The organism is Parabacteroides sp. D25, from assembly GCF_000307475.1.
Lineage (GTDB): Bacteria > Bacteroidota > Bacteroidia > Bacteroidales > Tannerellaceae > Parabacteroides > Parabacteroides distasonis.
This window is the reverse complement of record NZ_JH976507.1, coordinates 257,552-269,992: the sequence shown is the minus strand read 5'-3', so window position 1 is coordinate 269,992 and position 12,441 is coordinate 257,552. Positions and strand designations below refer to the sequence as shown.

The 12,441-nt window shown below is 49.2% G+C and carries 8 protein-coding genes, 1 tRNA gene, 1 rRNA gene and 1 other RNA gene; 3 read left to right on the top strand and 8 right to left on the bottom strand.

Annotated features, from left to right (window positions below):
* The 5 genes from HMPREF0999_RS18700 to HMPREF0999_RS18675 form a co-directional block, all read right to left on the bottom strand.
* Positions 1 to 585: ribosomal RNA gene (locus tag HMPREF0999_RS18700) — 16S ribosomal RNA — on the bottom strand; the annotation flags it as partial.
* A gap of 900 nt (positions 586 to 1,485) precedes the next feature.
* Entirely contained in the window at positions 1,486 to 3,063 is a 1,578-nt protein-coding gene (locus HMPREF0999_RS18690; protein WP_008780860.1) for a sulfatase, read from the bottom strand.
* Between the two features lie 117 nt (positions 3,064 to 3,180).
* A complete protein-coding gene (locus HMPREF0999_RS18685; protein WP_008780859.1) occupies positions 3,181 to 4,653 on the bottom strand; it encodes a glycoside hydrolase family 125 protein in 1,473 nt (490 codons plus the stop codon).
* A gap of 108 nt (positions 4,654 to 4,761) precedes the next feature.
* On the bottom strand, positions 4,762 to 5,622 hold the full coding sequence (locus HMPREF0999_RS18680; RefSeq protein ID WP_005641668.1) for an RNA polymerase sigma factor RpoD/SigA: 861 nt from the start codon (positions 5,620 to 5,622) through the stop codon (positions 4,762 to 4,764).
* Between the two features lie 139 nt (positions 5,623 to 5,761).
* Positions 5,762 to 7,285 (bottom strand): Do family serine endopeptidase, encoded by a 1,524-nt coding sequence (locus tag HMPREF0999_RS18675; protein ID WP_005862015.1) that lies wholly within the window; start codon positions 7,283 to 7,285, stop codon positions 5,762 to 5,764.
* A 406-nt stretch (positions 7,286 to 7,691) separates the two neighbouring features.
* Between HMPREF0999_RS18675 and rnpB the strand changes: the two genes are divergently transcribed.
* The 3 genes from rnpB (at position 7,692) to HMPREF0999_RS18665 (ending at position 10,827) form a co-directional block, all read left to right on the top strand.
* Positions 7,692 to 8,046, top strand: an RNA gene (gene rnpB, locus HMPREF0999_RS21610) — RNase P RNA component class A.
* Positions 8,047 to 8,075: 29 nt separating this feature from the next.
* The gene (locus HMPREF0999_RS18670; protein ID WP_005862013.1) at positions 8,076 to 9,446 is read left to right on the top strand and encodes a YihY/virulence factor BrkB family protein; all 1,371 of its coding nucleotides are present in this window, start codon (positions 8,076 to 8,078) and stop codon (positions 9,444 to 9,446) included.
* Between the two features lie 25 nt (positions 9,447 to 9,471).
* The gene (locus HMPREF0999_RS18665; protein WP_008780858.1) at positions 9,472 to 10,827 is read left to right on the top strand and encodes an MATE family efflux transporter; all 1,356 of its coding nucleotides are present in this window, start codon (positions 9,472 to 9,474) and stop codon (positions 10,825 to 10,827) included.
* Between the two features lie 97 nt (positions 10,828 to 10,924).
* Here HMPREF0999_RS18665 and HMPREF0999_RS18660 read toward each other — a convergent pair.
* From HMPREF0999_RS18660 to HMPREF0999_RS18650, 3 genes are all read right to left on the bottom strand, one after another.
* A tRNA-Met gene (locus HMPREF0999_RS18660) sits at positions 10,925 to 10,996 on the bottom strand.
* Between the two features lie 146 nt (positions 10,997 to 11,142).
* Positions 11,143 to 11,460, bottom strand: coding sequence for a chaperone modulator CbpM (locus HMPREF0999_RS18655; protein WP_005862009.1), 318 nt, complete (start codon positions 11,458 to 11,460; stop codon positions 11,143 to 11,145).
* Between the two features lie 13 nt (positions 11,461 to 11,473).
* Complete coding sequence (locus HMPREF0999_RS18650; protein WP_009276617.1) at positions 11,474 to 12,388, bottom strand: DnaJ C-terminal domain-containing protein; 915 nt, start codon at positions 12,386 to 12,388, stop codon at positions 11,474 to 11,476.
* Positions 12,389 to 12,441: the final 53 nt, after the last annotated feature.

Genomic DNA, 12,441 nt, shown 5'->3' with positions numbered 1-12,441 from the left:
GGCCGCCTACGCACCCTTTAAACCCAATAAATCCGGATAACGCTCGGATCCTCCGTATTACCGCGGCTGCTGGCACGGAGTTAGCCGATCCTTATTCATAAGGTACATACAAAACGGGACACGTCCCGCACTTTATTCCCTTATAAAAGAGGTTTACGATCCATAGAACCTTCATCCCTCACGCGACTTGGCTGGTTCAGGCTCTCGGCCATTGACCAATATTCCTCACTGCTGCCTCCCGTAGGAGTTTGGTCCGTGTCTCAGTACCAATGTGGGGGACCTTCCTCTCAGAACCCCTATCCATCGTCGGTTTGGTGGGCCGTTACCCCGCCAACTGCCTAATGGAACGCATGCCTATCTATCAGCGATGAATCTTTAGCAAATATTCCCATGCGGGATCCCTGCTTCATGCGGTATTAGTCCGACTTTCGCCGGGTTATCCCCCTCTGATAGGCAAGTTGCATACGCGTTACTCACCCGTGCGCCGGTCGCCACCCGGTATTGCTACCTGTGCTGCCCCTCGACTTGCATGTGTTAAGCCTGTCGCTAGCGTTCATCCTGAGCCAGGATCAAACTCTTCGTTGTTTAAATTGTTTTATCATATCCTCGCTCCGGAATCCGTTTATCGTAGTCCAAAGTCATACTTCTATTGATGGTATCGATCCGGAAAATTTCTTTTCCTAATACTTGTACTACTTGTTGAATTATGTAAATCTCTCAAAGAACTCTTTTGTCGCTTTCGTTTTGCGAACGTGGATGCAAAGATAAGTGTTTTTCTTTTAAACTTCCAAATTATTTCAGAACTTTTTTCAAGAAAAATTTGTTTCATTATTTCGGTATCGCCGTTCTCTCTCGAATGCGGGTGCAAAAGTAGTGCTATAAAACATAACCTCCAAACTTTTTCGGCATTATTTTTCAAGTTTTTTCTCATGGCTCAACAATCCTTATTTTTAATGTACGCACACGATAAAGGCACATATATTTATCTGTACTGATGTTGACAATAGCTGGATGGGCATGGAAATAGGTTTCAAGTTTCAAGGTTTCACGAACCCCTTTTCCTCACACACGCACAAGTACATATAATACAGTTCCTCATGATCGCTCCGTCCGCCTCGGGTAAAAACATCATGTCGTGGCTACGCAAGTTCTTCGAGGCTATCCATCCCGCATAACAAACATAAAGGGATTTATTTGAAACCTATATAATGTACGCATCGTGTGTGTGAAGAAAAAGGTTTCATGAAACCTTGAAACTTGAAACCTGCCTATAGTCATTTTTTAATTCGATACACGCATAAGCAAAGAAGAGCCATACGATAGACTTAATACCTTCGAGCCAATGACTTAAATCAAAGAGCGCAAAGAGCTAAGTCATCAAGCGCAAAGGCTCAACTTCTCATCCCCCAAGTTCCAAGTCCTTTATGCACCTTAATCCACAACTAATTAAAAAATCTGATAACAGAACACGAATGTCCGCTCTCATCAGTCCGACACATTGAAGCGTATTCCCACAGGGTCATCATATTGTTTTTGCAGCTTATAAAGCTCGTCTCGCATGCGTTTCGTCACTGCCTCGTAACTGGGCTTACCGTAAAGGTTATTCATCTCGTGGGGATCTTCTTGGAGGTCGTAAAGCTCCCATACGTCGATGTCGTTGTAGAAATGGATCAATTTATAACGATCGTCACGTACGCCGTAATGACGCTTCACGGAATGCTCGGCGGGATACTCGTAGTAATGATAGTAAAGGGAGTTACGCCAGTTCTCCGGCCGCTCGCCTTTCAGCAAGGGAAGCAAGGACTCGCCTTGGATGTCGGCTGGGATGGGGACTCCGGCCAGTTCCAAAAAAGTGGGAGCGTAATCAATATTCTGCACGAGCTGCGGGATATCACCCTTCTTGCCACCCGGCAGACGCATCAGCAACGGGGTGCGGAAGGATTCCTCATACATGAAGCGCTTGTCGAACCAGCCATGCTCGCCCATGTAGAAGCCTTGGTCGGAGGTGTAGACGATCAACGTGTTATCCAGCAAATCGTTCTTCTCCAGATAATCGAGCACGATACCGATGTTCCGATCCACGGAATGGATCACCCGAAGGTAATCGTGCATATAACGCTGGTATTTCCACTCGGCCAGCTCCTTACCCGTGCGTTTCTTCGCCTTGAAGTCTTGGATGATCGGATCGTAATAGGCGTCCCAAGCGGCTTTCTGGTCCGGATTCATGCGGTTATAAAGCTCACGGCCGTACTTCTCCAGATCGGCGTTGGAGGAATGGATCTCGTTCTCCTTATCGGCCATTTTCAAGTCGTATACGATATCCATATCCTTGATGATGCTCATCTCCTGCTCCGAGGCGGCGATGCGGCCGGCGTAATCGTCGTAGAAGTTCTCGGGCAGCGGGAAGGTCACATCGTCGTAAAGACGCAGGTCGCAGGTATCGGGCATCCAAGTACGGTGCGGAGCCTTATGGTGCAGCAGGAGGCAGAAAGGCTTGCTCTTGTCTCGTTTATTGTCCAGCCAATCAAGAGCCAGATCGGTCGTGATGTTCGTGGCGTACCCTTCGATCTGACGCTTCTCGCCGTTATCGATGAAGATGGGGTTATAGTAATCGCCTTGGCCTACGAGGATGTTCCAGTAATCGAAACCGGTGGGATCGGAGGTGAGGTGCCATTTGCCGATCATGGCGGTTTGGTAACCAGCTTTACGCAATAGCTTCGGGAAGGTCTGCTGCGAGCCGTCGAAGGTATGGGCGTTATCGATGAAGCCGTTCTTGTGGCTGTGCTTGCCGGTCAGCATGCAGGCACGGCTGGGGCCACTGATGGAGTTGGCTACGAAGCTATTGGTGAAACGTACGCCCTCGTTTGCGATGCGGTCGATGTTGGGGGTTTGGATGTATCGCTTGTCGTAGGCGCTGATGGTTTGGAAGGAGTGATCGTCCGTCATGATATAAAGGATATTCATGGGCTTGGCGGGCTGCCCGGACGTATTCTCTTTTTGGCTACAGGAGGTGGAGGCTATCGCCGCCAGACCTGCCAGAATGAATAGTTTATTTGTTTTCATGTATTCCGCTTAGATTTATGTTGTTTTGATTGATTTTGTCTAAATACACTCAGCTACAGACTTGTAGAGACGGGGCATGCCCCGTCTCTACAATTGGTGATATTAACCTTGGTGATATTAGCCGAGGAGGTCTTTCAGCTTGCCTTCGGATTGCAGCTTCACGATCAACTCGCCAAACAGAGTATTCGTCCAAGCGAACCACGAGCGGGTGTAATCGGAAGGATTGTCCTTATGGAAAGACTCGTGCATGAAGCCCGTGCCTCCGTCCGTATCACGAAGCGTCTCTATGCAATACCGGATCTCCTTCTCGTCGTTGGAAGTCGTAGCACGCATGATCAAGCTCATCGGCCAGATATAGTTGAAACCGATATGCGGACCGCCGATGCCCTCGCCGGCCTTTCCCTTGAAGAAGTAAGGGTTGGAAGGGCTCAGCACCAAGCGGCGGGTATTCTGGTAAATCGGGTCGTTCACGTCCACGCACCCCAAGAACGGCAAGGCCAGCAAGCTCGGAACGTTAGCGTCGTCCATGAAGACACGGCTGCCGTAACCATCTACCTCGAAGGCGTACACCTTACCGAATTCCGGATGCTCCACGATGGCATATTTCTTCACGGCCTCCTCTACCTCACCCGCCAACGCCTCGCAACGACCGGCCAAGTCCGTGTTATTTCTTACGGCACGAAGAATCTCAGCCACCTGACGAAGCGAGGTGATAGCGAACAAGTTCGATGGCACCAAGAAGCCAAACAGCGTAGCGTCGTCGGAAGGACGGAAAGAGGAGACGATCAGGCCCACCGGATTCACCGGGCTACCCCAACCATCGTTCAAGAGGGTATCGCCTTGGCGGTCCGTCACACGGGAGAAACGGTACGGCCCGAGGCTGTCCTTGCGCTGTTGCTCACGGAAAGTACGGTAAACGGCCTCCATCGCCTGCTCCCATTTGCTGTCGAATACGGAGGTATCGCCTACTTCCTTCCAATAATGATACGCCAAGCGGATCGGGTAGCAAAGCGAGTCGATCTCCCATTTACGCTCGTGAAGCTCTTTCTTCATCTCCGTGCGGTCGCTCTCCCACTCGCTCCCGGTAGGGCCTTCGTTGAAGCCATTAGCGTAGGGATCGATCAGGATGCAGGCGGTCTGGCGATTGATAGCACCAACCAGCATCTGCCGCAAGTCCTTATCCTTCTTCGCCAAGGTGACGAAGGGGTAAACCTGCGCCGAGGAGTCACGCAACCACATGGCGTGAATATCTCCGGTGATCACGAACGTATCCGGCTTGCCGTCTACCATCTTGAACTCACAGGTCGTGTCCAAGGTATTCGGGTAGCAGTTCTCGAACATCCAAGCCAGTTTCGGGTCCTTGATACGGGCCTTGGAAGCCTTCAGTTGCTCCTCTACCGCCTTGGAGGTAAACTTACGGGCCTCGGGAGCCGGGCGCTTGCTGGCGTAATCGCCGGTCACCTTAGAGGCGATCGTGCTAAAACTCTTTTTATTGTCGGGCGTACTCACGGCGGAGTATACCTTCTCGCCAACCAACAGGCCGGCCAAGGAAATAGATCCTGTTTTCAGGAAATTACGTCTTGTAGTCATTTATATAGTTTTTATGGTATTATATTCCAGTGGCAAAGTTAAGAAAAAAAATAAAGGCTCCCAATCCTTTTCGGACCGGAGCCTTCGCCAACTCAATAATTCCTTAAATTAGCCTAAATACGATTTGAGGAGCTTGCTACGAGTTCCTTGTCTTAATCTTCTGATTGCTTTTTCCTTGATCTGGCGGACACGCTCTCTAGTGAGGCCAAATTTGTCGCCAATCTCTTCCAATGTCATTTCCTGACAGCCAATACCGAAAAACATCTTGATAATCTCACATTCTCTTTCGGTCAGTGTAGCAAGCGCTCGATCAATTTCCTTAGCCAATGACTCGTTCATTAACGACCGGTCCGCGATAGGAGCGTCATCGTTCACAAGCACATCCAAAAGGCTGTTGTCTTCGCCTTCCACGAACGGGGCATCCACGGAAATATGACGTCCGGACACCTTCAAGGTATCGGAAATCTTATCCACCGGGATATCCAACTCATCAGCAAGTTCCTCTGGAGACGGTCTACGCTCGTTTTCCTGCTCGAACTTGGAGAAGGCCTTGCTGATCTTGTTCAGCGAGCCTACTTGGTTCAACGGAAGACGCACGATTCTTGACTGCTCTGCCAAAGCTTGCAGAATAGATTGGCGAATCCACCATACAGCATAGGAAATAAACTTGAAACCTCTCGTCTCATCGAATTTCTCAGCAGCCTTGATCAAGCCTAAGTTACCCTCATTAATAAGGTCGGGCAAACTCAAACCTTGGTTCTGATATTGCTTAGCCACAGAAACGACGAAACGGAGATTCGCACGGGTCAATTTCTCTAACGCCCTACGGTCTCCTCTTTTGATAGCCTGTGCCAATTCCACTTCCTCTTCTACCGTGATAAGATCTTCTCGACCAATCTCTTGAAGATATTTATCCAGCGAAGCGCTTTCGCGGTTGGTAATGGACTTTGTGATCTTTAATTGTCTCATTCAATTTGTTTAATTGAGAATACGGGGTGCAAAGATAACCATTTTTGTTGAAAGAATTGGCTGGATGCACCCCACATCCAGCCAATTAAAAACCTTTAACAATCTTTTCACACCTATAAGACTACAGTCCTTGTTTATCTTATTCGGCAAGATCTATCGCATAGTACTTCGTACGTCCGTTCGGGTAGAAGCCTTTAATGAAGAGGCCTTGATCTTCCGTACGTCCTTGAAGTATGCTTTCCACAATCTTTTCCAAGTCTTCCGGAGCAGAGATCTTCTGGTTGTTTACAATCATGATAATGAAGCCTTTCTTTATACCGGCGTCTTTCAGCTTGCCGCTGGTCAGACCGGTGACCTCGATACCATAACTTACACCTAACTTACGTTTCTGCTCGTCGTTCAAAGCCTTGAACGCTGCGCCCATAACCTCTGCGCTGTCGCCACCCTTCACGACCTTGGTGCTACCTTGCGCATTACGGAGTTCTACCGTGAATTTCTTCGTGCTACCGTTGCGGTTGATCGTCAACTCTACCTTGTCGCCCGGACGGTATTTGCTGATCTGCTCTTGCAAAGCGCTAGACGATTTGATCTTCACGCCGTTCACGGCTACAATCACGTCACCCTTCTCGATTCCGGCTTCCTTAGCGGAGCTGCGCTCGGCGAAACCACCTACGTAAGCGCCCTCGAATACTTTCACTTTCTCTTTCTCAGCGTCGGGCACGTATTGCGGGTCTTGTATCAATACGCCTAATACGGCACGCTGCACGGTTCCGAATTGCTTCAAGTCGTTAGCCACCTTGCCGGCGATGCTGATGGGCACGGCGAAAGAGTATCCGGCGAAGTTACCGGTCTCGGAGTAGATAGCGGTATTGATACCGACTAACTCGCCTTTCGTGTTCACTAGTGCCCCACCACTGTTACCCGGGTTCACGGCGGCGTCTGTCTGTATAAACGACTCGATCTTGCTACGATCCTTGCCACCGGCGCCGATGTTGCCACGGCTCTTAGCGCTCACGATACCTGCTGTAACGGTAGAGGTCAAGTTAAACGGGTTACCTACCGCCAACACCCACTCACCTACTTTCAACTTCTCAGAATCACCAAAGGGGATCGTAGGTAAGTCGGTTGCCTCAATCTTGATCAAGGCGATATCTGTTGTCGGATCAGCCCCTATAATCTTTGCCGGGAATTTCCGGTTATCGTTTAAGGTAACCTCCAGCTCGTCGGCTCCGTCGATCACGTGGTTGTTCGTGATGATATAACCATCCGTAGAGATAATGACACCCGAGCCAGCGCCCACACGAGGTTGCTGTTGCGGACGTTGGAACCCTCCACGGCCACCGAAGCCGAAGAAATACTCGAACGGGTCCATATACTGCTGACCGCCGTCCCCGTTAGAGGCTTGCGCGTTAGCCGTGGCCTTGATATGGACAACCCCGTGGATGGCGCTCTCGGCGGCCGTAGTGAAATCGATATTCTCGGCGGCCACGGTTCCATAATTCGTCAATCGGTACGGTTGCTTGAAGGTATTCTCAACTCCGGAGGCCAACTCCGCCGGACGTTGATTCTTATTCATCAGGTAAGTACTCGTTCCGATCGCGGCACCAGAACTAATGGCTGCTATCAGAGCAACACCAAGCACATTCTTCCAGATATTTTTCATACTTTTCTTATTTAATTAAACACTTAAATTTAACAGTTTCTTTACGGCAAAGAAAACTCAAAAATTGTGCGGATATTCCATTTCCATCGTATTTTTTATCACTTTTAACGAGGCATCACAGGGGCTTAACCGCACTTAACAGTACTGTGTATTGCAAAGTACCTTTTTAACAATTAAACAGCAGACGAATTGACAGTTGACACGCGATAACTGACAGTCGGCAATCGATAAATGACAGTCGGTTACTGGCAATCTAGAATCTCTGTTCGTATAAAAAACACCTAGGAGACAGAATATGTTTACGGCTGAAAAAGAAAATGTTATCCTATCTCTCCTATGCGTCTACAAAATAATTGTCAACCGCCGACCGTCAACTGTCAACTAAAATACCTATCTTTGTCCTATCGCAGTCTGCTGGTCTGTCGCTCACCTTCGGGTGTGAGGAAAGTCCGGGCAACACAGAGCACCATACTTCTTAACGGGAAGCTGTCCGTGAGGGTAGAGTAACGTAACAGAGAATAACCGCCGGACTCGTCCGGTAAGGGTGAAAAGGTGAGGTAAGAGCTCACCGGGTCCCGTAGCGATACGGGATGCCGTACGTCTTATGGGTTGTAAGGTCATGTATACCGGCGCATGTAGGATGGCTCGTCCGATGCCGGGGGGTAGACCGCTAAAGCTTACCGGCGACGGTAAGACAAGATAAATGGCAGGCGCCTCTTTCCAAAGAGGTACAGGACCCGGCTTATAGGCAGACTGCTTTTTTTATTTGCCAATTAAATCATGTGCCGATATGCCCAAAAACAAGCCACGGGAAGAAAAGAAACCTATTGGAGAACGGATCAGCGCATTATTAGCACGAACCATCCGTTTCGTTACCTACGACATTTGGCGGATTACCGAGAATGAAGTTAGTGGGCTGAAGGAGATTTATATCAATATCATCAAGACGGTCATACTCGCCGTGCGGGGTTTCCAGAGCGAGAACCTGCAAACCAAGGCGTCGGCGCTTACCTACAGCACCTTGTTATCTATCGTACCTTTGCTGGCCGTATTATTAGGTATAGCTAAGGGCTTCGGTTTCCAAGGGACGGTACGGCAGGAGTTGTTCGATTATTTCCCCGGGCACGAGATGGAGCTGAACAAGGCGTTCGAGTTCGTGGAGAGCTATCTGGCGCAGGCGCAGGGGGGAGTGATCATCGGGGTCGGTTTGATTTTATTGTTTTATACGGTGATCAACTTGATCTCGTCCGTGGAGGATACGTTCAACGACATCTGGCAGATCCAGAAATCCCGTCCGTGGTACCGGAAGATATCCGATTATCTGGCCTTATTCCTCGTGCTGCCGGTGCTGATGACGGCATCCAGCGGTTTGTCCATCTTCATGTCTACCTTGCAGAACTCGTTCTTGGGGCAATACTTGTTTTTTACGCCACTCGTAGAGCTGTTCTTGCATATAGCGCCTTATATTATCACGACATTGGCTTTCACGGGGCTGTACGTCTCCCTGCCGAATACGAAAGTAAGGTTCGTGAACGGGTTGGTGGCAGGCTTTATCGCTGGTTGCGCCTTCCAGTTGTTCCAATTTATTTATATCAGTGGGCAGATTTGGGTGAGCAAGTACAACGCTATTTACGGTAGTTTTGCCGCACTGCCTTTGTTGTTGCTTTGGTTGCAGCTTTCTTGGTTGATTTGCTTGTTTGGCGCAGAGCTGTCGTACGCCTCCCAGAACGTGAAGAAATTCAGCTTTGAGAGGGACAGCAAAAGTATCAGCCGCCGGTACAAGGATTTCTTGACCTTGCTGATCGCCTCGCTGATCGTCAAACGGTTCGTGAAAGGCGAGAAACCCTATACGGCCGACGAGCTATCCGACGCTTACCGCATCCCTATCCGCATAACGACACAGATCTTATACCTGCTCACGGAGTTGAACATCATCATCGAGGTGAACTACGGGAATGACGACCGTGTGGCATACTACCAGCCGGCGATCGATGTCAATAAGATCACGGTCAGCTACCTGCTGACCCGCATGGACGAGTATGGCTCCGAGAACTTTAAGATTGACACGAGCAAGCTTTTCAGCAAGGAATGGAAAGCCCTGCTGAAGACACGTGAGGATATGATAAAGGCAAACGACAATATCCTGCTGAAAGACCTATAGGGAATTGAAAATTGAGAATTGAGAATTGAGAATTAATACAGGAAATAGGGATTTGACGAGTGGGGCGGTATGGAAGGTGATCCTGCGTTTCGCTTTCCCTTTGCTGATCGGCAATCTGCTGCAACAACTCTATAACGTGACCGACAGCGTCATCGTCGGGCAGTTTCTGGGGAAAGAGTCGCTGGCGGCGGTATCGGCTTCCTTCTTCATCTATTACTTTATTATCTCGCTGGTGATCGGTATCGGGAGCGGTACGTCGGTGGTGATCTCACAGTTTTTCGGGGCGAAGGAGTTCGATAAGGTGCAGAAGGCCTTCTCCTCTTTCTTTATCTTCATGTTGGTCGCAGGGGTATTGCTGTCCATAGCGGGAATTATTTTTGCCGAGCCGATGTTCAGGCTGACGAACACACCGGAGGACGTGATCCCGCAGGCGGTCGCTTATTTTAGGATTTATGTAGGGGGTACGTTCTTGTTTGTCACTTTCAATAGCATTATCTCCATATTGCGGGGTGTCGGGGAGTCCGTGCGCCCCATGCTGTTTATCCTGCTTACCACGATTTTGAATATAGCCTTGGATTTACTCTTCATTGTCGTTTTCAAATGGGGGATCGAAGGGGCGGCACGGGCTACGGTGATCGCCCAAGGGATCGGCATGTGCGTGGCCCTAGGCTACGTGAACAACACCCATCCCCTGCTCTCTATCAAGAAACAGGATTTATTGTTCGATATGGGACTGTTCAAGGAAGGGCTCCGCATCGGGCTTCCCTCCAGCGTACAGCAATGTGCCATCTCGCTAGGATTGATTGCCTTACTGGGGATCGTGAACAGTTTCGGCACGGATACGCTCACCGCTTACGGGGCAGCGGGAAAGATCGACACGATCATCATCCAAGCGGTATTGACCCTCTCTGGGGCGCTAGCTGCTTTCTGCGGGCAAAACATCGGAGCTGGGCACTTGGACCGGGTACGTGACGGGGTACGATTCGCCATGCTTGTCAACCTATTGCTGGGTCTAGCAACCTTCACGGCCATCTATTTCTTCGGGGACAAGATGATGCTGGCTTTCACCAAGGACCCGGAGGTGATCCGGATTGGCAAGGAATATTTATTGATCATGGGAGGATTCTTTATCGTACACGGCGGCTTGAACGTCTTCAACGGGGCATTACGGGGAGCTGGCGATACCCTGTTCCCAATGGCAGTAAGCATCACTTGTCTTTGGCTGATACGCATTCCCCTCGCCTATTGGTTTAGCTCTATCTGGGGACGGAGCGGTATCTGGTGGGCCATCGGCGCCAGCCTTTGCATCGGGCTTACAATCACCTATATCTATTATAAATTGGGATTCTGGAAGAACAAAGGGCCTTTACGGAAGAAATAAGCATAGCTTATTATTCGTTTCCATCGGGGTCGCATCGCCCGATCGCTTGATTGAATAGAGAAAAAGTCCTCAAGTCAATGACTTGAGGACTTTTTAGTTGCGGAGGCAAGACTCGAACTTACGACCTTTGGGTTATGAGCCCAACGAGCTACCACTGCTCCACTCCGCGATATAGTCGCTATCATTTCTTGATTGCGAGTGCAAAGGTATATATTACATTCCAAACTTCCAAACATTTTCAAGAAATATTTTCAATTTGTTTGCGTACACCCTTCGCTATCGGGCAGTGAAGCCTTGTTAAGCAGCAATTTGACACTAGAAATTCTCGATCGTATCAAAACCGAATGGTTCATATAAATGCAGACGGTTTCTCAACGATTGTATCTCCGCCTGCAAATTCCGCATCCGGTCCAGCATATGATGAATGGCCTCGATTCCCTCGATGTTAATAGACAAGTCGTAATACATACGTGTGTATTGTTCCAGATCACGGAGCTGGGAAGAGAAGAGATACCTCTCTCCATCCGTGATATTAATGTCTATCAAACCTCCCTCTTCCAGCAAAATGATGAACGAAGGGTCTATATGGCATTTCTGGCAGTATTCACTGACAATAACTAAATCTGTTTGCATAATACACCTGTTTTTAATTTAGACTTTGTATTTCCCGGAACAAATCCTTCTGTTTCTCCGTCAAGTTGGTCGGCACCTCGATCGAGTACGTGACAATCAAGTCACCAAACTGCCCCTCCTTCTTGTAAACAGGGAATCCCTTACCTTTCAACCGGACTTTCGTATTGTTTTGCGTGCCCGGTTTTACTTTCAGTTTCACCTTGCTATCCAAGGTATCGATAATCTGCTCGCCACCCAAGACCGCCGTATAGAGGTTCAAGGGGACGGTCAGGTACAGATCGTCTCCCACCCGTTTGAAACGGCTGTCGTCCGGAATAATGAACGTGATGTACAAATCACCGGCAGGTCCTCCATTCATGCCCGGCCCGCCTTGGCCTTTCAGCTTAATGGTTTGCCCGTTGGCTACGCCGGCGGGAACCGTGATACGCAGGTTCTTGCCGTTCACGGTGATCACCTGCTTATGTGTCTTGGCCGCATCCATCAAGGATAAGTGCAATTCGGCCGTGTAATCCTGTCCACGGAACCCATGATTAGAATGGCCACCGCCACCCCGGCGGGAACCAAACATAGACTCAAAGAAATCCGAGAACTCTCCATCATCGCCGGAGGAGGACCAATACGTACCTCCGCCGTTCGAGAAGCCACCGCCAAAGCCGCCACCTTGCTGGCCATACTGCTTCCGTTGAGCCTCGAACTCATCCGCATGTTTCCAATTCTCCCCGTACTGGTCGTATTTCTTACGCTTTTCCGGATCGCTAAGCACCTCGTTCGCCTCATTGATCTCCTGAAACTTACGATGGGCGTCGGGATCGTTCGGATTCAAGTCAGGGTGATATTGCCGAGCCAACTTCTTATAGGCTTTCTTGATATCATCCTGAGAAGCGTCCTTGTTCACCCCCAAAATCTTGTAATAATCGATATAGGCCATAATCTGATATGTTTAGTCTATTTTTCTCATATAATTATATAACAATAAACATA

Excerpts from the sequence above, each read along its gene's own strand:
- HMPREF0999_RS18690 (WP_008780860.1), bottom strand. The coding sequence starts at position 3,063 with ATGAAAACAAATAAACTATTCATTCTGGCAGGTCTGGCGGCGATAGCC.
- HMPREF0999_RS18685 (WP_008780859.1), bottom strand. The coding sequence starts at position 4,653 with ATGACTACAAGACGTAATTTCCTGAAAACAGGATCTATTTCCTTGGCC.
- HMPREF0999_RS18680 (WP_005641668.1), bottom strand. The coding sequence starts at position 5,622 with ATGAGACAATTAAAGATCACAAAGTCCATTACCAACCGCGAAAGCGCT.
- HMPREF0999_RS18675 (WP_005862015.1), bottom strand. The coding sequence starts at position 7,285 with ATGAAAAATATCTGGAAGAATGTGCTTGGTGTTGCTCTGATAGCAGCC.
- HMPREF0999_RS18670 (WP_005862013.1), top strand. The coding sequence starts at position 8,076 with ATGCCCAAAAACAAGCCACGGGAAGAAAAGAAACCTATTGGAGAACGG.
- HMPREF0999_RS18655 (WP_005862009.1), bottom strand. The coding sequence starts at position 11,460 with ATGCAAACAGATTTAGTTATTGTCAGTGAATACTGCCAGAAATGCCAT.
- HMPREF0999_RS18650 (WP_009276617.1), bottom strand. The coding sequence starts at position 12,388 with ATGGCCTATATCGATTATTACAAGATTTTGGGGGTGAACAAGGACGCT.